Below are 25,113 nucleotides of genomic sequence, written 5' to 3'. Positions count from 1 at the left end.
GAACGTGTCCCCGACTCGTCTTTGTGACCGTGATTTCGGCGGCGGCTATGTTCGAGGCCCGCTTCGTGGCGGGTAGGGCAGTTTTGAAGGAGCAATTTATGTTGAAACAATCATTTCTAGTCTTCGCCGCACTTGGCGTTCTCTCCGGCGCAGCCATTGCTGCTGATGCCGTTAGCGACATTCCGGCGGCGCCTGCTGTCAGCGACGCTGCGCCTGCCTTTTCCTGGGATGGTTTTTACGCCGGTGTTTCCGGTGGCTATGGCTGGAACCGTTTGAAAGCCACGGAAGACGGTGACACCGAAAAGCATAGTTTTGATGGCGGTCGCTTCGTGGGCTTTGCCGGTTACAATGCGGAAGTGGCGCCGTCAGTCGTTCTCGGTGTCGAGGGCGACCTCGGTTACGCCTGGGGCAAAAAGACGATCGAGCTCAGCAAGGTTTCCTCGGGCTTGAACGGTTCGGCACGTCTGCGCGCCGGCTATGCCGTCGACCGCGCCCTGATCTACACCGCCGGCGGCTACACCGCCACAAACAGCAAGATCAAGACGCCTTTCGGCAACACGAGCGAGACGCTGAATGGCTGGACGATTGGTGCGGGTATCGATTACGCCTTCACCGACAACATATTCGGCCGTCTCGAATATCGCTACAACGATTTCGGCAAGAAAACCTATACTATCCAGAACCTCTCTGCCGATGGAAAGCTCAGCGACCACGTTGTTAACGTCGGTCTCGGCGTGAAGTTCTGATTGGCGGTTGTTCGTCCCGGCCGAACGCGTCGGGGCGACAGTCAAGCAGTATCAATCCATAATCTGCCCGGTGGCGAGAACATCTCCGGGCGGGTGCCCTTAATCGAACGACACTTGCTTTCCGCTGAAGCAGGTCCAGCCCGTGGGCGATAGAAATCCTGAGTGGAGAGAAGAGGTCTCGTCTTCTTCCAGCGACGAAACGGCATGCAGTGTTGAGCTCAGGCTTGAACAGCGGAGCGTTTTGATGTGATGGTGGGTGCCACCCTCGCTTGCCAGCCTTCAGACGATTCCCATGCAACAAAAAAGCACTTTGCCGGGCGCTTTTGATCGCCAGGCCTATATGATCGCGTTGCTGGTCTTCATTGCCGGCAGCACCAATGCCGCCGTTGTGCCATTTATCGGCTTCTACATCATTCAGGTGCTTGGTCATCCGCCGGCCACCGTCGGATTTTACAGTGTGACGGCGGCGCTGGCTTCGATTGTCGCAAGCCGTGTTTATGGTGAGCGCGTTGATGCCGGGATGCGGGTGAAGCCGCTTTTGTTGCTTTCGGTGTGCGGCGCTCTTGTCGCGGCCGCGGCGGCAAGCTTTGGGCATATGGCGCTGCTGGTGGCCGTGACGGCGACCGGCATGGGGCTTTCCAACGCCGCAAGCACGCTCATTTTCAGTTACGGCCGGTATCATGGCCGGGTGAAGGGGCTGGACACGGCCGCCTATAATGCCTTCCTGCGGACGATGGTGTCGCTGGCATGGATGCTGGTCCCCGCCGCCGCCTATCTGATCTTCGACCTTGCGGGTGCGAAGGCGGTATTCGTGAATGCCATGCTGATGGCCGTCATCTGGGGCGGTCTTGCGCTCGTCGTCGTGCCGTTGAACCAGACAAGCCCGATGGAACGGCGGCCGCAGGGCGAGGGCGACACACCTCGCAATATGCCGCTGCTTCTCGCCGCCGCGGCCAGTTTCTGCATGTCTTTCGCCCATGCGCTCTGCGCTTCGGCATTGCCGGTGTTTCTGGTGCGTGAAGTGGGGTTGCCGGACTATGCGCCGGGCCTGTCGCTCAGCGTCAAATGCGCCATGGAAGTTCTGCTTATTCTTCTTGCGCCGCGCATCATGCGCCGGATCAGCGCACGGCTGCTGCTGAGCGGCGCGGCGATAACGGCGATAATCGCCTTCAACATCATCGCTTCGGTCACGACCCTGCCCGCAATGCTGGTGGGGGCTGCGATGGAGGGTGCCTATTACGGCCTTTTCGCCGGCACCTGTCTGACCTTCGTGCAGGGCTTTGCCCGTGGACGCACGGCGCGGGCAACGGCGCTCTATATGAATTCGATTTTTCTCGCTGCGCTGTTTGCGGTGCCGCTAATGGGATTCGTATCGCAATATGCCAGCTTCGGGGCCTCGATCCGGCTCGCCTCGGTCGGTGCGGGCGCGGCTTTGCTGCTCCTGTTCCTCACGCGGCGGCAGGTGGGAGAGTAGGGTATTGCAGGGGGCAGCAATCCTGCACAAAGGCTTGGCGGCGACATTGCGGACGACCCTCATTCATGTGACAAGCACAGGATGAGGGAGCGAGATTGGCGGTGGGATAAGCGGCCGCCTCGCGGGCGGCCAGCCCTCAAGCCGAAATGTCGATAATCCCGCAATCGCCCGCTTCTGAAGCGAAGGCGAGCAGCTTGCCGGTGGCGCTCCAGTCCATGGATGTGATCGCACCCTTGCCGGGACGACGCAGCAGGGCTTCCTTGCCATCTGCGAGGCGCACGCCGAGGATCATGCCGTCGATGAACCCGATGGCGAGCACATCTTCCACGGGGTGGAAGGCGACATTGGTGACCATGATGTTGGCGCGGGTGCCGAGTTCCTCCGGGGCCTTGCCCATCGGACCATCCTTGCCGGAAAAGGGCCAGACGATGGCGGTCGGTGCGCCCGATGAGGCGAGCCATTTGCCCTTTGCCGACCAGGAAACGGATTTGACCTTGGCGGGATAACCCGTCATGCGCATATGGCGGGCCTCCATGCCGCCCTTGGTGGCTTCCATCTTCCAGCCGTGCAGGGCATTTTCCTGCATGGTGGTGACGAGGAACTTGCCGTCGGGCGAGAAGGTGATGCCGGTATGCGCGCCCTTCCATTCGAGATCGACCGGGTCGCCTGCTGTGGCGACCCAATGCAATGTCACGCCGTTATACCGGGCAACGGCAATGCGCAGGCCCTTGGGCGCAAACGCGATCGCCTCCACCGTGCGCTCTTCCTTGAATTCCTTGACCGTACCGTCCGGCAGCCGCACGAAGCTGGATTTGCCGACACCATAAGCAACCGCCTTCTGTGGCCCGCCGGCAACGACGCCCACCCATTTGCGCGGCACGTTGGCAATTTCGCTGAGGCTGCCATCATGGCCGATGCGCAGCACACGCCCGTCTTCGCCGCCGGAAAGCAGCGTGGCGCTGTAGGGGTCGCGAATGCAGGTCAAGAGCCCGTCATGCGCCTCAGTCACCTTCTCGCCGCCATCGAGCCGGTGAATGGTGCCGGCGGCGGTGGCAAACAGGGGAATGTCGCCGAGAAAATGGGTCGAGACCACGTGGCCTTCGATATCAAGCGGGGCAACAGTCGGCATGGGGCATCGGTCTTTCGTATCTGTGTCTGATTGGCGGGGCGTCATTCCCGCCGGCTGGCATGGTTCTAGAGCATTTCCGGCAAAAGCGGAACCGCTTTTACGTTCGGACGATTCGCGAAATCAAGGAGATAGAATTCTTTGCGGTAGGGGAATCATCCCTGCACAGCGGTTGAAAATTATTGAGATTCCGGTGCTCCGGGCTCACCCCCCTCCGTCCTGCCGGACAGAGGGGGGTGAGCCGAGAGCACCGGAGCGTCAATGATTTCAACTGCCGTGTACGGTGTCGAAGAACGCGCGTCGGCGGATGACGAACGCAGCCGTACCCCGGCTCAGGACCGGGGTGACGGAAGGATAAGATCAAGCCGTGGCGAGGCAGGCGTTAAAACTCTTTTCCAGCTTCTCGCGGTCCAGCTCACGGCCGATGAAGACGAGGCGGCTTTCGCGTTTTTCATCTTCCTTCCACGGGCGCTGGTGATCGCCCTCGATGATCATGTGCACGCCCTGCACCACGTAACGCTCGGCATCGCCCTTGAAGGCGATGATACCCTTGAGGCGCAGAATGTTCGGGCCGTCGGTCTGGGTGACCTTCTGGATCCACGGGAAGAACCGTTCGGGGTTCATCTCGCCGCCGCGCAGCGAAACTGACTGGACCGTCACGTCATGGATCGGCGAGACCGCGCCATGGTGGTGATGATCGTGGCCATGGTCATGATCGTGGTGATGATGCCCGTGGTCATGGTCATGATGATGATGGTCGTGATCGTGATGATGATCGCAATCAGGGCCGCAGACGTGGTCGTCATGGCCGTGCTCTAGGAAATGCGGGTCGTTTTCCAGCGCGCGTTCCAGGTTGAAGGCGCCCTGATCGAGAACCCGGGCGAGATCGACGCCGGAACGGGTGGTCTTGTAGATGCGGGCGGAAGGATTGATGGCGCGCACGATATCCTCGATGCGGGCAACTTCCTCCGGCGAAACGAGATCGGTCTTGTTGACGACAACGACATCGGCAAAGGCGATCTGGTCTTCGGCCTCGCGGCTGTCCTTCAGGCGCAGTGGCAGGTGCTTGGCATCAACGAGGGCGACGACCGCATCAAGCTCGGTCTTGGCGCGCACGTCGTCATCCATGAAGAAAGTCTGGGCGACGGGCACCGGATCGGCGAGGCCCGTCGTCTCAACGATGATACCGTCGAAGCGGCCGGGGCGGCGCATCAGACCTTCCACGACGCGGATCAGGTCGCCGCGCACCGTGCAGCACACGCAGCCATTGTTCATTTCGTAGATTTCCTCGTCGGATTCGACGATCAGATCGTTGTCGATGCCGATCTCGCCGAATTCATTGACGATGACAGCGTATTTCTTGCCGTGGTTCTCGGAGAGAATGCGGTTGAGAAGCGTCGTCTTGCCGGCGCCGAGATAACCCGTCAGGACGGTGACTGGAATGGGCTTGGCTGTTGCTGTTTCGGTCATGGAAAACCCCGCGTGGAGAGAGGCCCGATGGCCTCAGGAAGATGTGTCGTCGTCCATATAGGCGCGACGCTCCGGCAGTTCAAAGAGATTTTGGCCGAATCCGGTCATCTCACTCAAATTTTGTTATGAAATAACGTTATGTCAAAAGCGTGGATATCTTCAAGCAGTTCGACAAGGCCGTTGACGGCGTGGGAAATCAGCCTTTCGCCCTTTTCCGCTGTCGCGGCGGCGGCGTTTCCGGCAACGCCATCGGGGTTGAGGTCGCTCATCAGCCAGCCGAATGCGTGTGGGCCATAGGCGCGCAGGTGTTTGAAGCGGCTGGCGAAATCGCTCTGGCGGGAGGGGAAATTCGCGGCCTTTTCCATTGCCACGCATTCGGGGTGAAGTGCCAGCATGACGGATGTCTCGATATCGCCGCCGTGAATGTCAACCGCCTTGTCCTCCGGCTTCACGATATCTTCCGGCACGCCGAAACGGGTCCAGCTCGTGGCGACCGCCAGCATGCCGAAACGGGCGCGGGCCTCGGTGGCGACGATGGTCATCAGCGGTGAATTGCCGCCATGGGCGTTCAGCATCACGAATTTGCGCACACCTCTTTTATGTTCCAACTCGGCGATGCCGAGCCAGCGCTCGATGGCCTCATCGTATCGCAGCGTCTTCGTGCCCGGCACATTCATGTGTTCGATGGAATATCCGACCGGCTCCGCTGGCAGGAAGGAGACGGGCAGATGACCGGGCAAGGCGGCGGCAAGGCGGGCGACGATGCCTTCGGCAATCAGCGTATCGGTCTCGAAGGGCAGGTGGGGGCCATGCTGTTCATGCGCGCCGAGCGGCAGCACGGAAATTGCGCCTGTTGCGTGAAGATGAGGGTCTGTTACGTTTTCGTCGTGATAATGCGTGTATGAGTTTGGCATCTGGCAGTCCGCGCGAGCATTCGGTAAGGATTTCCAGCAACATATATCGGTTCCGCCACAGGGTAAAAGGCACTCGCGTATGAGCAAGGACAAATCCGGGAACAAGGACAAAAGCGCCAAGAAGGATAAGGGCGGCAAGAAGGTCAAGGACGGCAAAAAGAGGGATGAAAACTTCAACCCGGAGGAGTTGGCGCAATCGATAACCCAGGCCGCCCGCTCCATGCGTACCGCGCTCAGCCACAGCCTCGCCGAAAGCGGGCTTTATGCCGGACAGGACGGCGTCATCCTGGCGCTGGCGCAGGAAGGCAGCCTGACGCCGGGGCAAATCGCCCAGAAGCTGGGTGTCAAGGCGCCGACCATGACGCGCACCATTGGCCGCATGGAAGCCCAGGGTTTCGTGGAACGCAGCGGTGACGACGGGGACGGCCGTGTGACGCTGGTGAAGCTGACCGAAGCGGGCCTGAAAAGCGTCGAGCACATCAACGTTTCCATCGCCAATTGTGGCGCGAGAGCTGTCGAAGGCCTTTCGGCCAAGGATGTTCGCAACATTGTTAAACTCTTGAAAGCAATAGACGCCAATCTTCAATAATTTTTGCTGAAATTTTTAAAAGAACCATCTGTTTTGCGCTTATTCCTTAAACGGGTTGCGGATTTTGTTTAAATTGTTTAATTGCGATTTAAACGGAGCCATCCGTCACTGACACGCGTTTGGGGAGGAATGCCGTGGCCCAAAAGGTCAAACTGTCTACCATCGCCGAAAGTCTCGGCCTTTCAACCGCCACCATTTCCCTTGCATTGCGCGACAGTCCGCTGGTCGCCGCCGATACGCGGGACAAGATCAAGGAACAGGCGCGGGCGCTGGGCTACATCTACAACCGCCGTGCCGCCAGCCTGCGCACCTCGCGCTCCGGCATTGTTGGTGTCGTGTTCCATGACGTGATGAACCCCTTCTATGGCGAAATCCTGAAAGCCATTGAAAGCGAGCTGGACCGCAGCCGCCAGACCTTCATCCTGTCCAACCATTATGATTCGGTTGAAAAGCAGCGCACCTTCATCGAGACGCTGCTGCAGCTCGGCTCCGACGGCATCATCATGTCGCCGGCCATCGGCACGCCGATCGAGGACATGACGCTCGCCGAAGAAAACGGCATGCCTGCCATTCTGGTGGCCCGTTCCATGGATGGCGTTGATATGCCGACCTATCGCGGCGACGACAGCTACGGCATTTCGCTCGCCACCAACCATCTGATCAGCCTCGGCCACCGCACCATCGCCATGGTCGGCGGCACTGACCAGACTTCCACGGGCCGTGACCGTTACCAGGGTTACGTCAATGCGCTGCGCAAGGCCGGCATCGAGGTCGACCCGAACCTGCGCATTCCCGGCCCGCGCTCCAAGCAGGGCGGTTTCGAGGCGGCGGTGCATTTCCTGTCGCTGCCGCAGAAGCCGACCGCCGCCGTGTGCTGGAACGATCTCGTCGCCATCGGTCTCATGAACGGTATTTCCCGCGCCGGTCTGGTGCCGGGTGTCGATATCTCCGTGACCGGCTACGACGACCTGGAGGAAGCGGCCATCGCCACCCCGGCGCTGACCACGGTTTCCAACGGCCAGGCCGAGGTCGGGCGCCTGGCGGCCCGCGCACTGCTGGACAGGCTGGCGGGCAGCCATGAACCTGACGGCATTCACCTCATCAAGCCGGAAATGCGTATCCGGCAATCGACCGGGCCGGTGCGGCCGCGGGTGTGAGGCTTCAGACGATGGGAAATGGTGCGCGTTCTGTGCATTGCAGCTTTCCGTCATTCCGGCCTTGAGCCGGAATCCAGCCACCGCGTGTCTACGCGGTGAAAAGCCTCTCTCAGCCCAAGGACTTGGGCTGGCTGGATGCCGGATCAAGTCCGGCATGACGGTGAGGGGCGCTTAAAAAAATCGGCATGAAACGTCGCTCTGCCCCCATAGCTTCCGCTTATTGGCCTTTTCACGGCAGCCGTTGTTTGAAAAGATCGCGGTCCGATGGAGCAGGATGGCGGGTAGTTTGCCCGCAACCCTCTCCGGCTATTGGAATGTTATCAGGAGGAATATCCGCTTATGTCTGACAAAAAGGCCGTCGTTCTCGTTCCCGGCAAGATCAATCCGCGCGTTCTCGAACGCCTCGAAGGCAAGGTCGAGATTGTCACGGCACCCGCCGGCGCAGAGCCGGTTCTGCCTGACGGCGCGGCGGAGCGCATCAATGCCATTGCCGTTTCGGGCGCCGTCAACGCCAAATGGATCGACGCGCTGCCGAAGCTCGAGATCATCGCCAATTTCGGCGTGGGTTATGATGGTGTCGACGCCAAACACGCCGCCACGCGTGGCATCGTGGTGACGAACACGCCTGATGTGCTCAATGACGAAGTGGCCGATACGACGATTGCTCTGTTGATCAATACCGTGCGACGTCTCTATCAGGCCGAAACCTGGCTGCGGGCTGGCAAGTGGGTCGGCGAAGGCCCGTTCGCGCTGTCGCCGTTTTCGCTGCGCGGCCGCAAGGTTGGCCTGTTCGGCATGGGCCGCATCGGCCAGGAAATCGCCAAGCGGCTGGAGCCTTTCAAAGTGGAGATCGGCTATCACACCCGTAGCAAGCGCGACGAACTCTCCTACACCTATTACGCTTCGCTGAAGGAGATGGCTGAGGCCGTCGATACGCTGATCTGCATCGTGCCGGGCACGCCGGAGACGCACAAGGCGATCAATGCCGACATCCTGACCGCGCTCGGGCCGGAGGGCGTTTTCATCAATGTCGGTCGTGGCTCCAGCGTCGATGAGGACGCGCTTCTTGAGGCGCTCAAAAACGGTGCGCTGGGTGCTGCCGGTCTCGACGTGTTTTATGCCGAACCGAAGGTGCCGGAGGCCTTCCTGTCGCTACCAAACGTTTCCCTGTTGCCGCATGTCGCTTCTGCGTCCATCCCGACGCGCAATGCGATGGCCGATCTGGTGGCCGACAATATTCTCGGCTGGTTCCGGGACGGCAAGGTGCTGACGCCGGTGCCGGAGACGCCAGTTAAGGAGTAAGGTCGGAACCTCCACGCACCGTCACCCCGGACTTGATCCGGGGTCCAGCGCGATCAAGTCTTTGATCGCGAAAGACTCCTCTCACGGCGCAGACGCGTCGTGGCTGGATGCCGGATCAAGTCCGGCATGACGGAGGAGACGTTTTCGCCCGTTGTGGGCGTTCTATTCCACGATCTCCGCGCTTCCCACCCAGCGCCCTTCGGCAAAAGAACGCGCCATGGCGTGAATGCTGCGCTCGATCTTCAACCCTTCCTCGAAATCGATTATGTGGGCCTTCTTGCCCTCAATGGCCGCGATCAGCTCCCGGCATTCGATGACCTTCAGGTCATTGAAGCCGAGACCGTGGCCGGGGGCGGGGATGAAGCGGTCGTAGGGCTTGTGGTGGGGGGCGGTGAGGATGGTTCGGAACCCCTGTTCTTCCGGGCGTCCATCCGTGGTATAAAGCTGGAACTCGTTCATCCGTTCCTGATCGAACAGGATCGAGCCGGTAGAGCCATAAATCTGGATGGCGATGCGCCCCTTGCGGCCCCAGGCGGAACGGTTGGCGATGAGCACGGCGGAAATGCCGCCTTCAAGTTTCAGGAGAACGCTCGCGAGATCATGAGTCTCAACCGCGCGTTCGCCGCCGCCGGCAAGCGGACGGGTCTCGTAAGGTTTGACCATGTCGGTAATGGCGCTTTGTGCGTGGCCGAACAGGGCGTAAAGCAGCGATAGCGGGTGCACGGCGAAATCGTCCAGCGCGCCGTAACCGGAAGACGCCTCGCTCTTCCAGTAGAAGGGCTGGGTGGCATCGGCCATGAAGTCCTCGTCCATTTCGGCACGTACATGATAGACCCTGCCGATCGCACCTTCGTCGATCAGGCGGCGGATGTGGCGGATGACGGGGTTCTGGATGTAGTTGTAACCCATCGCCGCCGCCTTGCCGGACCGGCGGGCGGCATCACGCATCTTCACCGCGTCAGCAAAGGCGGGCGCCATCGGCTTTTCACACCAGACATGCTTGCCGGCCTCAAGCGCGGCAATCGCCATTTCCGGGTGGAAGGCGTTGGGCGTGGTGACGGAGATCACGTCGATCTCGGGATCGGAAAGCAGGTCGCGCCAGTTGCCTGTCGAGCGGGCAAAACCGAACTCTGCGGCTTTCTTCGCGGCAAGCTCGGGGTTGACTTCCGCCAGCGTCACGAGGCGGGGGCGTTCCACATCGCCGAAGACGCTCGTGACGTTATTCCACGCCAGCGCGTGGCATTTGCCCATGTAACCGGTGCCGATAAGGCCCACGCCAAGAGCGGTCATGGTGTTCTCCTCCCGAAATTATTTGAATTAATACAATTCGTTAATTGCGTTTGTTGTGTGCCAAGACAGTCTCAAGACGTGTCTTCGCGCACTCCCTCATTCCTGTGCCTGTCACAGGGATGAGGAGGCGGCGATGTTTGCCCGAAATGCCTTACGGATTATCGCGCTTGAAAATCCAGTCATGATCCGGGTGGTTCTTGAAGCGCCATTTGCGCATCGGCCCCGCCATCACGTTCAGATAATACATCTCGTAACCATAGGGCGCGCCGCAGGGGTGGTGGCCCTTTGGCACCAGCACGACATCCCCATCGGATACCGCCATGGTCTCATCAAGCGAGCCGTCTTCGGTGAAGACGCGCTGGAAACCGAAACCCTGCGCCGGGTTGAGGCGATGATAATAGGTCTCTTCGAGATAGGTCATGTCGGGGTAGTTATCCTCGTCATGGCGGTGCGGCGGATAGGAAGACCAGTTGCCCGAGGGTGTGAAGACTTCCGTTACCAGCAGGCTGTCGGCGACGTCGCGTTCTTCCATGGCGATGGGGAAGATGTATCGCGTGTTGGCGCCCTTGCCGCGCTCGGTCAGCTGCACGCCGTCAGGTCCGATCTGCTGCGCCTCGCGGCTGCCTTTTTCGCCGGGTGCTGTGCAGACGCCGACGGTGCAATCCGTTGTGGCTGTCAGTGACCATTCGGAACCGGCCGGAACATAAACGCAATGCGGCGGCTTGCGCTCGAACACATTCATGCGGTCACCGAGTTCACCGAAATCCTTGCCGCCAGCGGAAATCGTTGCCTTGCCTTCGACAAGGACGAGGATGACTTCCGTGTCGCCGGTGCTTTCGGCTGCCGTCTCGCCCGGCTTCAGTCGGTAAAGGCCGAAACCGACATAACCCCAATCCGCGCTTTGGGGCGTGATATCGTGCACCTTGCCGCCTGTCGCGACCGGCTTGCGCAGAAGTGAGGTCATGGTGTCGTTCCTTTTTCGTGTGTAGCACAAACATGTCGTTCGGTAGTTTCGCGCCCTGCCGTCATTCCGGCCTTGATCCGGAATCCAGCTGACGCGCGTCTGCGCGGCGCGAAGACTTTTTCAGCCCAAGGACTTGGGCTGGCTGGATACCGGCTCAAGGCCGGTATGACGGGTGGGATAGGTCACCCGCCTTCCTTGGCTCAGCTCAAGCGGCCTGAGCCTTGTCCAGCCCCGCTTCGCGCGCAAACGCCTTCAGCGATTTCAGCCCGAGGCTCTGATATTCGAACGGGTTGCGCACGTCAGGATCCTGCTCGGCCTCGATCACCAGCCAGCCGCTATAGCCATGCTCGGCCGCCACTTTCAGCACGGGCGGGAAGTTGACGCCGCCTTCGCTATCGCCCGGCACGGTGAAGACACCGCGGCGAACGCCTTCGAGGAAGGAAAGCCGTTCATTGCGGACCTGATCGGCAATGACCGGGCGCACGTTCTTGGCATGGATATGGCCAACGCGGCCCATGTATTTCTGCGCAACGCGAACAGGGTCGCCGCCGCCGAACAGGCAATGGCCGGTATCGAGCAGCAGATGGGTCTTTGGACCGGTGTGCTTCATCAGAAGGTCGATCTCGTCTTCGCTCTCGACTACCGTGCCCATATGGTGGTGATAAACGAGGGTGACGCCCTGTTCTGCGGCAAAGGCGGCCAGCGCTTCCACGCCTGCGCCGAATTTCGCCCAGTCATCGGCCGCAAGGCGCGGACGGTCCACCAGCGCCTTTCCGTCATCGCCGTGGATGGCGTTGGAGGTCTCGCAGACGATGATGACCTTCGAGCCCATGGCCTTCAGGAGGTCAAGCGCCGGCTGCATCGCCTTCTTTTCGGATTCGATATCGTCGGTGAGAAGGTTCAGCGAATGCCAGCCCGAGACGAAGGAGAGGCCGCGCGGCGAAAGCACGCCCTTCAGGCCTTCCGGGTCGGTCGGGAATTTGTGACCCTTTTCGATGCCGTCGAAACCGATCTTGGCGGTTTCATCAAGGCATTGTTCCAGGCTGATATGGGCGCCCAGCGTGCGGTCGTCGTCATTGGACCAGGCGATGGGGTTGGTGCCGTAACGGATCATCTTACTGTCTTTCCTTGACATGGTTTTCATAACGGGCGCGCGCAGGGCCGATTTCGGCGCGGTCTGAGACTTCAGGCACCGCGACATCCCACCAGTGGCCACCGGCTCGCGGGGTCGGATAGGGGTCGGTATCAATGACAATAACGGTCGTGCGGCTGGATGCACGGGCCGCCGCGAGGGCTTCTTCCAGTTCAGCGATGGTGGAAACCTTGCGTGCATCCGCGCCCATCGAGCCGGCATGGGCGACGAAGTCGATGGCGATGGGATTGACGTTGGTATGGGCGTAGAGGTTGTTGAACTCCGCGCCGCCGGTTTCCATCTGCAGACGGTTGATGCAGCCGTAACCCCTGTTGTCGGTAATGACGAGCGTGATCTTCACGCCCATGGCGACCGATGTGGCAAGCTCGGAATTCATCATCATATAGGAGCCATCGCCGACCATGACGATCACGTCCCGGTCCGGTTCCGCCATCTTGATGCCGAGGCCGCCGGCGACCTCATAACCCATGCAGGAGAAGCCGTATTCCATGTGATAGGAGAGCGGCAGCTTGGATTTCCACAGCTGGTGCAACTCGCCCGGCATGGTGCCGGCCGCGCACATGACGACGGTATTGTCGCGCGACTGGCGCTGGACAGCACCGATGACCTGCATGTCGGTCGGCAGGCTGTTTGCGTGCTCTTCGCCCGGCGCCGCCGTATCGGCATCGGCCTTTTCGAACCATGCTGCCTTCAGGCCCGCATCCGGCGCTGCAAAACGGTGAGCGCCGAGGGCTGCGGAGAGTTTTTCAAGCCCGATTTTGGCATCCGCCGTCAGGCTGATCGCATCATGCTTGGCGCTGTCATAGGGCTGGACGTTGAGCGCCAGGATTTTGCGGTTCGGGTTCTTGAATAGCGCCCAGGAGCCGGTGGTGAAGTCCTGAAAACGGGTGCCGACACCGAAGACCAGATCAGCCTTTTCGCTGATGATATTGGCGCTTTCGGCACCGGTAACGCCAACGGGGCCGAAATTGAGATCGTGATCCCAAGCCAATGCTGATTTACCGGCCTGCGTTTCGACGACGGGGATGGAGTGGGTTTCGGCAAAGCGCTTCAGCGTCTCCGTTGCGCCGGCGAAATGAACGCCGCCGCCAGCAACGATGATGGGGTTCTTCGCGGCCTTCAGCGCCGCGACGGCCTCTTCGAATTCCACCACGTCGGGCTCGGGGCGGCGCTGGCGCCAGACCCGCTTTTCGAAGAAGCTTTCGGGATAATCATAGGCTTCCGCCTGTACATCCTGGCAGAAGGCGAGCGTGACGGGGCCGCAATCGGCAGGGTCCGTCATGGTGCGCATGGCGCGGGGGAGGGCGGTGAGCAACTGTTCCGGGCGCATGATGCGGTCGAAATAGCGGCTGACAGGACGGAAGCAGTCATTCACCGTCATGGTGCCATCGCCGAAATCTTCGAGCTGTTGCAGCACGGGGTCCGGGCCACGATTGGCGAAGACATCGCCGGGGATGAGCAGGACGGGCAGGCGGTTGACATGCGCCAGCGCTGCCGCCGTCACCATATTGGCGGCACCCGGGCCGATGGACGAGGTGACCGCCATGGCGCGGCGGCGGCGCAGCTGCTTGGAATAGGCGATGGCCGCATGGGCCATGGACTGCTCGTTCTGGCCGCGATAGGTCGGCAGCTCGTCCCTGATGCCGTAAAGCGCTTCCCCGATGCCGGCGACATTACCATGGCCGAAAATCGCCCACATGCCGGCGATATAGGTTTCGCCATGTTCATTCATCTGCGCTGCCAGGTAACGAACCATGGCCTGCGCAGCCGTCAATCTTACTGTCTTCACGCTGCCTCTCCCTTTTTGGCGCGCGCCTCATCCCAAATACGGCACAGGCTGGTATAGCGCTGCGCCATATCCTTGACCGCTTCCTCGTCGGTCATCTTGCCCGAGAGCCAGCCGCGGGCGGCGTCGGCAAAAATCGTGCGGCCAACCGCGAAACCTTTGACCAGATCGAAACCAGCCGCAAGGCGGAAGCTTTCTTCCAGCTCACTCTGCGGTGCGTCGAGACCGAGAACGACGATGCCCCTCACGTAAGGGTCGTTGCGGTTAACGGCGTCGCAGGCATTCTTCCATGCCGCGGTGGTTTTCATCGGCTCCAGCTTCCACCAGTCCGGGTAAACGCCGATCTCGTAAAAGCGCTCGATGATGCGGGCGGCGGTCAGATCGTCGGTCGGGCCGACCTTGGAGGGAATGATCTCCAGCAGCATTTCCAAGCGGTTGCGCCGTGCGGCTTCAAACAGCCGTATCACGGTCTCTTCCTGCGCAGCGCGCATCTCATCCGTGTCATCGGGGTGATAGAAACAAAGTACCTTGACGACATTTTCGAGCGGCCATTCGGCGAGCCCGCCAAAGTCCTTGCCGAGATCGGGTTCCAGTGTCAGCGGGCGCGAGCCCGGCCATTCCACCGGACGGCCGATCCAGAGGCCGGAGCCGCTGGCGGCAAACAACGCGTCACGTCCAAGGCGTCCGTCGCAGAGAATGCCATAGCCCGGCTCACCACCGGAAACTTTTTGCGCGGCCTGGAGGCAAAGCTTCTTGAAGGCGCCGATCTGCTCATGCTTGACGCCAAGCTCGTCGGCGATCGCTTCCAGCTGCATGCGATGGTCGAAAGCGAAGACGCGCATGGTCTCCCAATCGCCCTTGCGGTTGGTGGACCAGTGCACCTGCTCCAGCGCCTCGTCCTTGCGCAGCGCCCTGTTGCGAATGCCGGCCTTGAAGAAATATTGCAGTTCTTCCCAGCTTGGATAAGCGGGCGTGCAGCCATGGCGGGAGACGGCGAAGGCGCCGCAGGCATTGGCGTATTTCAGCGTCGTCGGCCAGTCTTCGCCGCGCAGCCAGCCGCGGAACAGTCCGGCCATGAAGCCGTCACCAGCGCCCAGAACATTGAAGACCTCGATCGGGAAACCTTCGCCCGTCTGCCCGTCATCGAGGCTTGCAGGAATATCGCCGGTGAAGACCGAAGCACCCATCGGGCCGCGCTTGCACACCAGCGTGGCATTCGAAACCTTGCGCACGGCATTCAGTGCGGCCAGCGTATCTGTCGACCCACCGGCAATATGGAATTCTTCTTCCGTGCCGACGATCAGATCGAAGAGATGCAGGGTGGATTGCAGCTTGGCGGTGACCTTCTGCGATTCCACGAAACGGCTCTCGCCATCGCCATGGCCGGCCACACCCCAAAGATTGGGGCGGTAATCGATATCGAGCGCGGTTTTTGCACCATTTTCGCGGGCAAGTTTCAGGGCCTTCAGCACGGCCGCTTCCGTTCTTGGATGCGACAGATGCGTGCCGGTGGCGCAGACGCAGGCCGCCTCGGCAATGAAGGCGGGATCGATATCGTCTTCGCTCAGCGCCATGTCGGCACAGTTTTCGCGGTAGAAAATCAGCGGAAACTGGTTCTGGTCACGAATGCCGAGCAGCACCAGCGCGGTCAGGCGCTCCGGGTCGGTTTTCACGCCGCGCACGTCAACGCCTTCGCGCACCAGCTGTTCGCGGATGAAGCGGCCCATGTGCTCGTCGCCGACACGGGTAATGACGGCGCTGTTCAAACCGAGGCGGGCGGCGCCGGCTGCGATATTGGTGGGCGAACCGCCAATATATTTGGCAAAGGAGGCCATGTCCTCCAGACGGCCACCGACCTGCGACCCATAAAGGTCAACAGACGAGCGCCCGATCGTGATGAGATCAAGTTTTTTCAAAAGGTTCCTCCTTAGCACCGCACGCTGGCGCGGTCTGCCTCATGTGTGTCGAGCGGATCAGGCAACCATGCCGCCAGCTATTGCCATCCCCGCTCCGGTGAGCCTCCTCCGCTCACATGGCCCGTCACGAGAAGGACAGTCGTGGAATGTCCGTTTCATGAATTTGGATCATAAATTCTATTTTTTCCGTTTTCAATAAAAATATTCAGGCCGTCTTGCGTGTTCCCACAGCCACGGCCAGCGTGATGGCGAGACAGAGCGTGGCCGAAAGGGAGCGGAAAGCGCCGAAATCGATCTCTGTAACCGTCAGCAGCGTTGCGCCGGATTTCCTTAGCGGATTGACGGCGGAATCGGACATGGCGACAACCGGAACGCCCTTGGCGCGGGCCGTTTCCGCCAGTTCCAGCGTCTCGGTGGAGTAGGGGGAAAAGGTGATTGCGATCAGCGCGTCGTCGCGGGAAATAGCACTGATATTGCCGAGCCCGCCCACGGCGCTATGCAGAACCGCCGGTACCTTCATCTTCTCGAAGGCATAGGCCAGATAGCTGGCAATGGGGAAGGACCGCCGCAGGCCGACGATATGCACGGTGCGCGCCTTGGCCAGCACGGAAACCGCCTCATCAAGCTGTCGGGTGTCGACCGATTTCAGCAGCATTTCAAGCGACGAGCGGCCGGCTTCCACGAATTCGGCAAGCAGGCCGGACGCGCTTTCATCGCCCTTTTCGCGCAGATGATCGAGCCGCGTGGCATAATCCGGCCAGCCGCCGACATAGGAATCACGGAACAGGCGCTGCATTTCTGAAAATCCGGAAAAACCCATGATCTGGCAGAAACGCATGAAGGCCGAGGGTTGCACGCCGGCGCCTTCAGCCATTTCGGCGACGGTGGAAACGGCGATTCGATCCTGATTGGAGGCGACATAATCGGCACATTGCCGCAATCGTTTCGGCAAACCCTCCGCCACCTGGAGCAGCCGCTCCTCAAAAGCCTTTACGGAGTCTGGCGCCTCGATTGCCGTCATTGTCGTTCCCTGGTGCAGATTGAAATCGTGTGCACTCTAACTGCAATGGAATTTTTATTCCATTGGGTTTTTCGGAGGAAGGGCAGATGAGACGGCGGGGGCTTTGTGTGATCGGTCACCCTCCGTCATACCGGCCTCGAGCCGGAATCCAGCCGACGCGCGTCGGCGCGGTGCGAAGGGTCTCTTCACCCCAAAGACTTGGGGTGGCTGGATGCCGGCTCAAGGCCGGTATGACGGAGATTATATATGAACGCGCAATGGCGATGCGTTGGCTTAGTGCAGCCCACCCACGCCTAGATGCGTATCGATAATATCCGGGTTCTCCACCAGTTCGCTCGACGGTCCGTCCCAGACGATGCGGCCGCGTTCCATGATGATGGCGTGGTCGGCGAAGTCGATGGCCATCTGGATGCGTTGTTCGACGAGAAGAATGGTCATTTCGCCGGATTGGGCGAGCTTGGAGAAGGCGGCCATCAACTCTTCGCAGATGACGGGGGCGAGGCCTTCGAGCGGTTCATCGAGCAGCAGCACCCGAGGCTGGCCGAGAATGGTGCGGGCGGTGGACAGCATCTGCTGTTCGCCACCGGAAAGTTGCGAGCCGAGATTGCGGCGGCGCTCCTTGAGGCGCGGAAACAGCGTGTAGGCTTCCTCGATCGCCGATTTCGGTCGCCCCTTGAGGCCCACGAACAGGTTCTCCTCCACCGTCAGCGTCGGAAACACGTCACGGGTCTGTGGCACGTAACCGAGGCCGGCCTTGGCGCGCGCAGCACTTGGCAGGGTGCCAATCTCCTGCCCCCCGATGCGGATATCACCGGAAAAACGTTTCGTCTGGCCGGCCAGCGTGGCGAAGAGGCTTGTCTTGCCGACGCCGTTGCGGCCGAGCACGGCGAAACGCGAGCCCGATGGCACGGAAAGCGACAGGCCCTCGATGACACTTGTCGGGCCATAACCGGCCGTGAGGTTGACAATTTCAAGCGGCGCTGCGGGCATCGGCGTAACTTCCCAGGTAGGCTTGGCGGACTTCCGCATTGCTGGTGACATCATCAGGCGAACCGTCGAAAATGACGGCGCCGGCGGCCAAAACGACGACGCGCTTGGCAAAACGGAAGACCAGATCCATGTCGTGTTCGATCATCAGGATCGCGAGGTCGGATGGCAGCCGGTCAAGCGCCTGTTCGATGCGCGCGGTTTCCGTGGAAGGCACGCCGGCGGCAGGTTCGTCGAGCAAGAGGATTTTCGGGCGAAGCGCCATGGCAAGCGCGATCTCGATCAGCCGCTGCTGGCCATAGGCGATTTCGCGCACCTTTGTTTCAGCGAGGGCCGTGAGGCCAAGCGTGCCGAGAATGTCGCGGGCTTCGCCCATCACGGCAGGCATGGCACGGTAACGGCCGAAAATCCGGCCGGTCTTTCCCTCACGCTGGAGAATGGCGAGCGCCACGTGCTCCTCTGGCGTCATGTCCTGAAACAGCCTGGTAACCTGGAAGGAACGTACGAGCCCGCGTTTCACGCGCTGGCTGGCGCTGAGGCCCGTCACATCCTCGCCGGCGATGCGCACCGTGCCGGCTGACGGTTTGATATTGCCGGTGACGAGATTGACAAAGGTCGTCTTGCCGGCGCCATTGGGGCCGATGAGTACCGTCCGGTCTCCCGGCGAAAGCGACAGCGAGACGTTGTTGGTGACGACGAGGCCGCCGAAATTTTTCTGCAGGCCGGAGACTTCGAAAATGGCGCTCATTTGCGACCTCCCCGGAGACGCGCGATGATCTGTTCGCCTGCGCCATAAAGGCCGCGCGGCGCGAAGAGCACGACGGCGATCAGCAGCAGGCCGACAATGGTGAGCCAGTGAAACGGGTTGGCGGCGGAAACCACGTCTTCAAACCACATGAAGGTGACGGTGCCGATCAGCGCGCCGTAAAGGGAACCCGCGCCACCGAGCACCAGCATGACCAGCCCCTCGGCCGATAGCGTGAAGCTGAGGCTGTCCAGGCCGACAACCTGCGTGGAGATGGCGTTGAGCGCACCACCGATGCCGGCGACGATGCCTGAGATAACGAACATCTTCAGGATTGTGCCATTGACGGCGCCGCCCATGGCCTGAATGCGGATGCTGTCCTGTTTGACGCCGCGGCACAACATGCCGAATGGTGAATTGACGACCACCTTTAGGGCGAGGAAGACGACAAGCAGCAGGCAGACACCATAGATATAGGCGGTGCGGCCGAAGAGGTCGAATTCGAAGGTGCCGAACAGCGCGTCCGGCGAAACGCCGGCAAGACCGTCGCTGCCGCCGGTCCAGCCTGAAGCCTTGTTCGCCGCCTCGTGGAACAGGTGGATGACGGCGATGGATAGCACAAGCTGTGGAAGCCCGTGGGCACGCAGCAGCACCGCGCCGGAAAGCAGCCCGGCCACGCCGCCCGCTGCCGCGCCGATGACGGTCATGAGAAGCGGGTCGGTGATTTCGAAATGGGCGGCGGCGATGCCGGCGGCATAAGCGCCGGCGCCGAAGAGGGCGGCATGGCCAAGCGTGGCGACGCCGCAATAACCGGTGACGAGATCGATCGACAGCACCAGAAGCGCGATGGCTATGATGCGTGTCAGAAGCGCCAGATTATCCGGAAACAGGTAATAACCGGCAACAGCGGCGGCGATGATGAGGAGCGGCCCCGCGAACGTGCGTAGCGGTGAGCGCGCCTTCGGAATGTCTGCCGTTTCAGTCACGTCGTTCATGAGCACCGCCATCTCATTTCGCCCTTCCAAGAAGGCCGCGCGGGAACAGCGTGATGATCACGATGACCGCCAGATAAAAGAAGAATTCGCCATATTCGGGCGCAAGATATCGCCCGGTCGTATCGATGGCGCCGAGCAGCAGACAGGCGATCAACGCTCCGGGAATGGAGCCCGCGCCACCAACGGAAACTACGACCAGAAAGGTGACCATGTAGCGCAGGGCGTAATAGGGTTCCACCGGCAGTAGTTCCGCGCCGATGACGCCGCCCATGGCGGCTAGTCCGACGGCGATGGCGAAGCTGACGGCATAGATGATTTCGGTGCGCACGCCGAGGGCTGCGGCCATGGCGGCATTATCGACCGCCGCGCGCAGCTTGATGCCGAAGGCGGTCTTTTCAAAGGTGAACCACAGCGCGCCGGCCACGGCAAGACCGCAGGCAATGGCGAAGATGCGGCGGGTGGCGATGGTGCGGAAGCCAAGATCGGTGGGGCCGGCCAGCTGCTGCGGCAGCGGAATGGTCTTCAGCGTCGGGCCGAAAACGAAGTTCGCGATGCCAATGATGCAGAAGGTGATGCCGATGGTCATCAGCACCTGTGTCAGTTCCGGCGCGCCATAGATGCGGCGATAAAGGAAACGTTCCAGCGGTATGGCGATGACGATGGTGCCGACGATGGCGACGAGGATCGCAGCCGCATAACCGAGACCCAGTCCGTGGGCGGCATAGGAGGCGAGATAACCGCCGATCATGGCGAAAGCGCCGTGCGCCAGATTGACCACACGCATCAGCCCCATGGTGACCGAAAGGCCGATGGAGATGATGAACAGGACCATGCCATAGGCAAGCGCATCGATGAGGATGCTGAAGACCGTCTGCATGATGAAGAAACTCCTCCCGGTGCTGCAATGCCCGTCCGGGCCGGAAACGGGCCGCCACTGGCGGCCCGGCAATATTGTCCTGTCTGGCCGTTACTTCGCGGCGGCGAGACCCGGATCGCCCTGTTTTTCGAAGGTCTGGACTTCCTTGTTGTAATAGCTGCCGTCATCGGCCTTGGCTACTTCGCGCAGATAGATGTTCTGCGTGATGTGGCGGCTTTCCGGGTCGATGCTGACCGGGCCGCGCGGGCTTGTCCAGGAAAGGCCCTTGACTGCCTCAACCGCCTTTTCCGCATCCTGCTTGCCGCCAGTGGCCTCGATCATCTTGCTGATGACATACATGCCGTCAAAGGCGCCGACGGAAGGGAAGGAGAGTTCTTTCGGATTGCCGATTGCCTTGGTTGCGGCTTCCACGAAGGTCTTGTTCTCGGGTGAATCATGCGAGATGGCATAATGGAAGGTCGTCTGCATGCCGAGTGCGGCTTCCCCGAGCGCCGGCAGATCGGATTCCTGCGTCAGATCACCCGGCGCGAAGAGCTTGACGCCTGCGGATTTCAGGCCGTTGTCGTTGAAGGCCTTGACGAAACCGAGCGTGGTCGGGCCCGATGGCAGGAAGGCGAAAACACCCTGTGCGCCGGAATCCTTCACACGTTGCATGATGGGACTGAAATCATTGGTGGAAAGCGGCATGCGGATGGTTTCAACCACTTCGCCGCCGGCAGCGGTGAAGGCCGCCTTGAAAGCATTTTCGGCATCGACGCCCGGGCCATAATCGCTGACCAGTGAGATGACCTTCTTCACGCCGCCGTCAAAGGCCACCTTGGCGATGGGGGTGGAAGTCTGCCAGGTGGTGAACGACGTGCGCACCACATAGGGGCTCTTGGTCACGATGGCCGAGGTGGCGGCATTCATGACCACCATCGGCACGTTGCCCTGCTTCAGCAGGGGTGTGACGGCCATGGCGTCAGGGGTAAAATAGAAGCCGGCAAGATATTGCACGCCTTCCTTCACCACCAGCTCCTGCGCCAGTGCCTTGGATTGCGCCGGATCGGCCTGCGGCACATCGCGATAGACGACCTCCACCGTGTCATTGCCGACCTTGTTACCGTGAAGGGCAAACCAGGCATCGATGCCGGCCTTGAAGTTCTTGCCCTGCAGCGCAAACGGGCCGGAGAACGGGCCGACAACGCCCACCTTGATCGTTTCTGCATAAGCGGCAGAGCTGAAACAGATGGCCGCTATCGCCACGGTGATCCGAAATTTCATGGTTTCCTCCAAATTCGCCTGTGGCTCCCATCCACCGGTCCAGGCTGCCAGATTGATGATTAAGAATATCAAAGTAAAATGAAATAAGGGGGGTAATAAATAACCTGACGGTTATCAATACCGCGTCTTTGACGCGTTGCCCATATCGGATCGGGAAATCAGCCCGGCGCCTGCCCCTTTTTCAGCTCCGCATCGGCCTTGGTCTTCGCGGTCTAACAGTTCGGGGCAAATGTCGCCTGCAACCGCGCGACCGGCCGTCCCGCAACCAGAGCTTTAACCAGTTCTAAGGGGATTTTTCGTAGTCTCCCCAAGCATATTTAGAACGTTATTTGGTGTCTTGATGGGCGAATATCAGAATAAAGCTGTTGAGCTGATGCGCAATCGCGTTGGAGAAAACAGGCTCAACAACCGGATCGAGCGTCGTGAAGCATTTCTGCGCAAGGCGCTGACGCTTTATCATGCCATGGGTGGTGCGATGGAGGATGTGGAAGCGGCCGTCAAGGACGCCGTGTCATCACCTGCACCGACCATCGACGTGGCCGTTGGCGACGTGATGTACAAGCTGGCCGCCATCGGCCATGTGGCCGATCTCGATATTATCCAGGCGGGATATAACAAGCTTGATGCCGCCAACCTGCATATTCTCAGCAAGGGCAAGAAGCTGCTGCAAAAACAGCGCGATCAGAAACTGGCTGCGACAACGCCGGGGAAGTGAACCGCCCGCCCGGGGCGGTTGCCGTATCAGGCCACTTGCGGCGACAGGATTTCCTGCCAGGCATCGTAGGCGGACAACACCGTTTCCATTTGTGCGGTGTGGCCAGTGATGAAATCCGTGCCATAGATGGTTTCGTCGGGATATTCGGTGATCAGCGTCATCGGCACGGTGTGGCGGTCATCGATGGACGACAGGCACGGAAAGCCGTTGATGATGCGGAAACCGGTTTCGCCGGCGTGGATTTCATAAAGCGCGATCTGGCGGTTATTGTAGTCGAGCAGGCCGGGAATGGCGCCGAGATGGCGGGTTACCTTGTCCAGCAGGGCTTCCGCTCGGCTTTCCCAGTCCGCATGGTGGCGGATGATGAGGAAGAAACCCTTCGGCAGCGTCCACATGGCGAAATTGCGCGGCACATAACCGGACAGAGGCCGGGTCCACTCATGTGAAGGATACCCGTGCAGGTTCACATGCAGGCTGGCGCCGCTCATTTCCTGCGCCTTGAAACGGATTTCCTTCTCGTTCAGATGCGCAGCCGAATTTTCCGGCGTGCGATATTCGAGGTCATCGCCAAGGGCGGTGTACCGCGCCGCATGATGCATGTGGCGCGGATTATCGACGCGCAGACGCTGATGCAGGGCGTAACCGTCAGGATTTTCGAGCGGCGAGATGGTGAAATGCGCGCCCTTGCGATCAGCGAGTTTGCGGGCGGCGCGCGGATGGCGCCGACGATGCCCGTCGTCTCGTTGGGGTGCTGGCCGCCGCTGATCATCACCGCGGCATCGCTGCCGGCGACATAACGGGCGGAAAGGACGCGGCCGGAGCGGGAGCGCGCCTGGAATGGCTCGCCGCCGATTTCCTCAAGCAGCCCTGCGAGCTGGCCTGCCGCAACCGGTTCGCGCGCCTCATCGATCGGTTGCTCGCCGCCATCGAGGAAGGCGGTTGTGAGCGGGCGGGTCTCGATGTGAAGGGTGATCTCGCCTTCGCTTTTGACGATTTCCGGTACGATCTGGCCGGGCTTGAGGCCACGGTCACCCAGCGGGCGGCCGGATTTTTTCTGAAAGAACTCCAGCAGCGAGAAATAGAAATCCTCGTGCAGCGCTTCGCGCAGGCTGACGACCTCATCACCAACGGAAAGAGGCAGATCTTCTGCCGGATGGGTAACACGGATGTTCAGTTCCTCGAAATAGGGCTCTTCATCGCCCCAGCCGTGGTTGGGCGACGGCACTGATTGCCGCTTCAAAAAGCTGTTCGTAATCCGTCTCCAGTCGCTCGCCCGAGGCATCACCGGCAAGCCGGAACCAGCCGGTTGGCGAGACATTGGTTTCGCCGACGATATCGGTATGAACCCGGTTCGGAGCCAGAACCTTCAGAGTTTCCGTCTTGCCACGGCGGCTCAGCGTCACCTCATAATGGAAACTGTCGTCCTCGCGGGCGATGAAATCCAGCTTCGCATCGCCCACCAGCGCCGCCAGCGGATAGGCCTCCAGCCGGAAACGGTTGGCGGGGGCGTTTTCGTGCACCGGGTAACGCACTTCGATGGCGTCGACGCCATCCAGATTGATCTCTTCCAGAAAGGTGAAGAGAAGCGGCTTGTAGGCGCTGCGGATGCGGGCGCAGATGCCTTTTTTCTTCAGCCTCTCCTCAGTCTCGCGGCGGCTTTTGGCGTCATCGAAGGTCCATGCCTCGAAGGACTGGCCGGGCTCGGCTTTGGCGACAAGCGCGTCCAGCGTGCGTTCAAAGGTCTTGTCGAAAATCTGGCTCATCACGGTTACCTCGAGGTTCTGCCTGTTGGGTCGAGGCTGTCGCGCAGCCAGTCGCCGAGAAGGTTGAGGCCAAGCACGGTCAGAAGAATCGCAAGGCCGGGAAAGACGCTAACCCACCATGCCGTCTGCAGATAGGTACGCCCATCCGCCAGCATGCCGCCCCAGCTCGGAATTGTCGGATCAACGCCGAGACCGAGGAAGGTGAGGCTGCTTTCCAGCAGGATGTTGTTGGCGACGTTGAGCGTCATCAGCACGATGACAGGGCCGATGAGGTTCGGCAGCAGGTGCTGTAGGATGATGCGCCAGTCTTTCACGCCGATGGCGCGGGCGGAAAGAATGAATTCCCGCTCCCTGAGTGTCAGCACCGAGCCGCGCACGAGACGGGCATATTGCACCCATTGCGAGACAATCAGCAGGATGATGGTGTTGGTGAGACTGCCGCCGACAATGGCGATGAAGGTGATGGCGAGCAGGATGAAGGGCATGGCGAGCTGGATATCGGCAAAGCGCATGACCAGCATATCCCAGAAGCCGCGATAGTAACCGGCGACAAGCCCAACGGCGACGCCGAAGATGACCGCGCCGATGACCGAGGTGAAACCGACCAGCAGCGAAATCTTGCCGCCGGCGACGACGCGGGCGAGCACATCACGCCCGAGCGGATCGGTGCCGAGGGGATGGGCGGCATTGGCGAAGGGTTTGGCAAGGCGCGCCATCAGGTCGATCTTGTCAGCTCCGCCCGGAAACAGCACGTCGGAAAAGATGACGGCAAGGCAGATGATCGTCGTCAGCGACGCGCCGAGGACGAATTCGAGATTGGTGAAGCGCGCGAGACGCGAGGTTTTGGCAGCCATCGTCAG

The 25,113-nt window shown here is 60.7% G+C and carries 21 protein-coding genes and 1 pseudogene; 6 read left to right on the top strand and 16 right to left on the bottom strand.

The window, feature by feature from the left end:
• Nucleotides 1–98: 98 nt before the first annotated feature.
• Nucleotides 99–746 (top strand): porin family protein, encoded by a 648-nt coding sequence (locus QE453_RS01005; protein ID WP_309776191.1) that lies wholly within the window; start codon nt 99–101, stop codon nt 744–746.
• A gap of 292 nt (nt 747–1,038) precedes the next feature.
• Nucleotides 1,039–2,220: an MFS transporter gene (locus QE453_RS01000; protein WP_042936845.1), complete on the top strand. Its 1,182-nt coding sequence runs from the start codon at nt 1,039–1,041 to the stop codon at nt 2,218–2,220.
• A 136-nt stretch (nt 2,221–2,356) separates the two neighbouring features.
• Here the strand turns inward: QE453_RS01000 and QE453_RS00995 are convergent, their stop codons facing one another.
• The 3 genes from QE453_RS00995 to QE453_RS00985 form a co-directional block, all read right to left on the bottom strand.
• The gene (locus tag QE453_RS00995; protein WP_309776190.1) at nt 2,357–3,349 is read right to left on the bottom strand and encodes a WD40 repeat domain-containing protein; all 993 of its coding nucleotides are present in this window, start codon (nt 3,347–3,349) and stop codon (nt 2,357–2,359) included.
• 357 nt (nt 3,350–3,706) lie between these two features.
• Nucleotides 3,707–4,816, bottom strand: coding sequence for a GTP-binding protein (locus QE453_RS00990; RefSeq protein WP_034496758.1), 1,110 nt, complete (start codon nt 4,814–4,816; stop codon nt 3,707–3,709).
• 113 nt (nt 4,817–4,929) lie between these two features.
• The gene (locus QE453_RS00985; RefSeq protein ID WP_035207167.1) at nt 4,930–5,730 is read right to left on the bottom strand and encodes a creatininase family protein; all 801 of its coding nucleotides are present in this window, start codon (nt 5,728–5,730) and stop codon (nt 4,930–4,932) included.
• A 79-nt stretch (nt 5,731–5,809) separates the two neighbouring features.
• On the opposite strand from QE453_RS00985, the gene QE453_RS00980 reads away from it, so the two are divergent.
• The 3 genes from QE453_RS00980 (at nt 5,810) to QE453_RS00970 (ending at nt 8,778) form a co-directional block, all read left to right on the top strand.
• A complete protein-coding gene (locus QE453_RS00980) occupies nt 5,810–6,319 on the top strand; it encodes a MarR family winged helix-turn-helix transcriptional regulator (RefSeq protein ID WP_125271337.1) in 510 nt (169 codons plus the stop codon).
• A gap of 134 nt (nt 6,320–6,453) precedes the next feature.
• Nucleotides 6,454–7,476: a LacI family DNA-binding transcriptional regulator gene (locus tag QE453_RS00975; protein ID WP_003505469.1), complete on the top strand. Its 1,023-nt coding sequence runs from the start codon at nt 6,454–6,456 to the stop codon at nt 7,474–7,476.
• 339 nt (nt 7,477–7,815) lie between these two features.
• Nucleotides 7,816–8,778 carry a 2-hydroxyacid dehydrogenase gene (locus tag QE453_RS00970; RefSeq protein ID WP_142182758.1) on the top strand — a complete coding sequence of 321 codons (963 nt, stop codon included), beginning with the start codon at nt 7,816–7,818 and terminating at the stop codon, nt 8,776–8,778.
• A 162-nt stretch (nt 8,779–8,940) separates the two neighbouring features.
• On the opposite strand, the gene QE453_RS00965 is transcribed toward QE453_RS00970, so the two are convergent.
• From QE453_RS00965 to QE453_RS00915, 11 genes are all read right to left on the bottom strand, one after another.
• Nucleotides 8,941–10,068 (bottom strand): Gfo/Idh/MocA family protein, encoded by a 1,128-nt coding sequence (locus QE453_RS00965; RefSeq protein ID WP_107339567.1) that lies wholly within the window; start codon nt 10,066–10,068, stop codon nt 8,941–8,943.
• Between the two features lie 151 nt (nt 10,069–10,219).
• Nucleotides 10,220–11,032 carry a 5-deoxy-glucuronate isomerase gene (iolB, locus tag QE453_RS00960; protein ID WP_309776189.1) on the bottom strand — a complete coding sequence of 271 codons (813 nt, stop codon included), beginning with the start codon at nt 11,030–11,032 and terminating at the stop codon, nt 10,220–10,222.
• Nucleotides 11,033–11,237: 205 nt separating this feature from the next.
• Complete coding sequence (iolE, locus tag QE453_RS00955) at nt 11,238–12,146, bottom strand: myo-inosose-2 dehydratase (protein WP_309776188.1); 909 nt, start codon at nt 12,144–12,146, stop codon at nt 11,238–11,240.
• Nucleotide 12,147: 1 nt separating this feature from the next.
• The gene (iolD, locus tag QE453_RS00950; RefSeq protein WP_309776187.1) at nt 12,148–13,974 is read right to left on the bottom strand and encodes a 3D-(3,5/4)-trihydroxycyclohexane-1,2-dione acylhydrolase (decyclizing); all 1,827 of its coding nucleotides are present in this window, start codon (nt 13,972–13,974) and stop codon (nt 12,148–12,150) included.
• Nucleotides 13,971–15,887: a 5-dehydro-2-deoxygluconokinase gene (gene iolC / locus QE453_RS00945; protein WP_113382264.1), complete on the bottom strand. Its 1,917-nt coding sequence runs from the start codon at nt 15,885–15,887 to the stop codon at nt 13,971–13,973. Before iolC ends, iolD begins: the two co-directional genes overlap by 4 nt.
• Nucleotides 15,888–16,092: 205 nt before the next feature.
• A complete protein-coding gene (locus QE453_RS00940) occupies nt 16,093–16,908 on the bottom strand; it encodes a MurR/RpiR family transcriptional regulator (RefSeq protein ID WP_004445154.1) in 816 nt (271 codons plus the stop codon).
• Between the two features lie 273 nt (nt 16,909–17,181).
• The gene (locus tag QE453_RS00935; protein WP_309776186.1) at nt 17,182–17,898 is read right to left on the bottom strand and encodes an ABC transporter ATP-binding protein; all 717 of its coding nucleotides are present in this window, start codon (nt 17,896–17,898) and stop codon (nt 17,182–17,184) included.
• Nucleotides 17,879–18,643 carry an ABC transporter ATP-binding protein gene (locus QE453_RS00930; protein WP_004445150.1) on the bottom strand — a complete coding sequence of 255 codons (765 nt, stop codon included), beginning with the start codon at nt 18,641–18,643 and terminating at the stop codon, nt 17,879–17,881. Before QE453_RS00930 ends, QE453_RS00935 begins: the two co-directional genes overlap by 20 nt.
• Nucleotides 18,640–19,647 carry a branched-chain amino acid ABC transporter permease gene (locus tag QE453_RS00925; protein ID WP_309776185.1) on the bottom strand — a complete coding sequence of 336 codons (1,008 nt, stop codon included), beginning with the start codon at nt 19,645–19,647 and terminating at the stop codon, nt 18,640–18,642. Before QE453_RS00925 ends, QE453_RS00930 begins: the two co-directional genes overlap by 4 nt.
• A gap of 1 nt (nt 19,648) precedes the next feature.
• The gene (locus QE453_RS00920; RefSeq protein ID WP_309776184.1) at nt 19,649–20,512 is read right to left on the bottom strand and encodes a branched-chain amino acid ABC transporter permease; all 864 of its coding nucleotides are present in this window, start codon (nt 20,510–20,512) and stop codon (nt 19,649–19,651) included.
• A 90-nt stretch (nt 20,513–20,602) separates the two neighbouring features.
• The gene (locus QE453_RS00915) at nt 20,603–21,775 is read right to left on the bottom strand and encodes an ABC transporter substrate-binding protein (protein ID WP_004445145.1); all 1,173 of its coding nucleotides are present in this window, start codon (nt 21,773–21,775) and stop codon (nt 20,603–20,605) included.
• 340 nt (nt 21,776–22,115) lie between these two features.
• On the opposite strand from QE453_RS00915, the gene QE453_RS00910 reads away from it, so the two are divergent.
• A complete protein-coding gene (locus QE453_RS00910; RefSeq protein ID WP_006700227.1) occupies nt 22,116–22,490 on the top strand; it encodes a hypothetical protein in 375 nt (124 codons plus the stop codon).
• Nucleotides 22,491–22,516: 26 nt separating this feature from the next.
• Here QE453_RS00910 and QE453_RS00905 read toward each other — a convergent pair.
• Both QE453_RS00905 and QE453_RS00900 read right to left on the bottom strand, forming a co-directional pair.
• Nucleotides 22,517–24,253 (bottom strand): annotated as a pseudogene (locus QE453_RS00905) (M14 family metallopeptidase).
• A gap of 5 nt (nt 24,254–24,258) precedes the next feature.
• On the bottom strand, nt 24,259–25,107 hold the full coding sequence (locus tag QE453_RS00900; RefSeq protein ID WP_004445140.1) for an ABC transporter permease: 849 nt from the start codon (nt 25,105–25,107) through the stop codon (nt 24,259–24,261).
• Nucleotides 25,108–25,113 lie beyond the last annotated feature (6 nt).

The sequence above is a fragment of the Agrobacterium sp. SORGH_AS_0440 genome (assembly GCF_031453135.1).
GTDB lineage: Bacteria > Pseudomonadota > Alphaproteobacteria > Rhizobiales > Rhizobiaceae > Agrobacterium > Agrobacterium pusense.
The sequence above is the reverse complement of the archived record's forward strand: the minus strand, read 5'-3'. Positions and strand labels throughout refer to the sequence as shown.

Bases quoted from the DNA above. Each gene is read 5' to 3' on its own strand.
- QE453_RS01005 (WP_309776191.1), top strand. From the start codon at position 99: ATGTTGAAACAATCATTTCTAGTCTTCGCCGCACTTGGCGTTCTCTCC.
- QE453_RS01000 (WP_042936845.1), top strand. From the start codon at position 1,039: ATGCAACAAAAAAGCACTTTGCCGGGCGCTTTTGATCGCCAGGCCTAT.
- QE453_RS00995 (WP_309776190.1), bottom strand. From the start codon at position 3,349: ATGCCGACTGTTGCCCCGCTTGATATCGAAGGCCACGTGGTCTCGACC.
- QE453_RS00990 (WP_034496758.1), bottom strand. From the start codon at position 4,816: ATGACCGAAACAGCAACAGCCAAGCCCATTCCAGTCACCGTCCTGACG.
- QE453_RS00985 (WP_035207167.1), bottom strand. From the start codon at position 5,730: ATGCCAAACTCATACACGCATTATCACGACGAAAACGTAACAGACCCT.
- QE453_RS00980 (WP_125271337.1), top strand. From the start codon at position 5,810: ATGAGCAAGGACAAATCCGGGAACAAGGACAAAAGCGCCAAGAAGGAT.
- QE453_RS00970 (WP_142182758.1), top strand. From the start codon at position 7,816: ATGTCTGACAAAAAGGCCGTCGTTCTCGTTCCCGGCAAGATCAATCCG.
- QE453_RS00965 (WP_107339567.1), bottom strand. From the start codon at position 10,068: ATGACCGCTCTTGGCGTGGGCCTTATCGGCACCGGTTACATGGGCAAA.
- iolB (WP_309776189.1), bottom strand. From the start codon at position 11,032: ATGACCTCACTTCTGCGCAAGCCGGTCGCGACAGGCGGCAAGGTGCAC.
- iolE (WP_309776188.1), bottom strand. From the start codon at position 12,146: ATGATCCGTTACGGCACCAACCCCATCGCCTGGTCCAATGACGACGAC.
- QE453_RS00940 (WP_004445154.1), bottom strand. From the start codon at position 16,908: ATGACGGCAATCGAGGCGCCAGACTCCGTAAAGGCTTTTGAGGAGCGG.
- QE453_RS00935 (WP_309776186.1), bottom strand. From the start codon at position 17,898: ATGCCCGCAGCGCCGCTTGAAATTGTCAACCTCACGGCCGGTTATGGC.
- QE453_RS00930 (WP_004445150.1), bottom strand. From the start codon at position 18,643: ATGAGCGCCATTTTCGAAGTCTCCGGCCTGCAGAAAAATTTCGGCGGC.
- QE453_RS00925 (WP_309776185.1), bottom strand. From the start codon at position 19,647: ATGGCGGTGCTCATGAACGACGTGACTGAAACGGCAGACATTCCGAAG.
- QE453_RS00920 (WP_309776184.1), bottom strand. From the start codon at position 20,512: ATGCAGACGGTCTTCAGCATCCTCATCGATGCGCTTGCCTATGGCATG.
- QE453_RS00915 (WP_004445145.1), bottom strand. From the start codon at position 21,775: ATGAAATTTCGGATCACCGTGGCGATAGCGGCCATCTGTTTCAGCTCT.
- QE453_RS00910 (WP_006700227.1), top strand. From the start codon at position 22,116: ATGGGCGAATATCAGAATAAAGCTGTTGAGCTGATGCGCAATCGCGTT.
- QE453_RS00900 (WP_004445140.1), bottom strand. From the start codon at position 25,107: ATGGCTGCCAAAACCTCGCGTCTCGCGCGCTTCACCAATCTCGAATTC.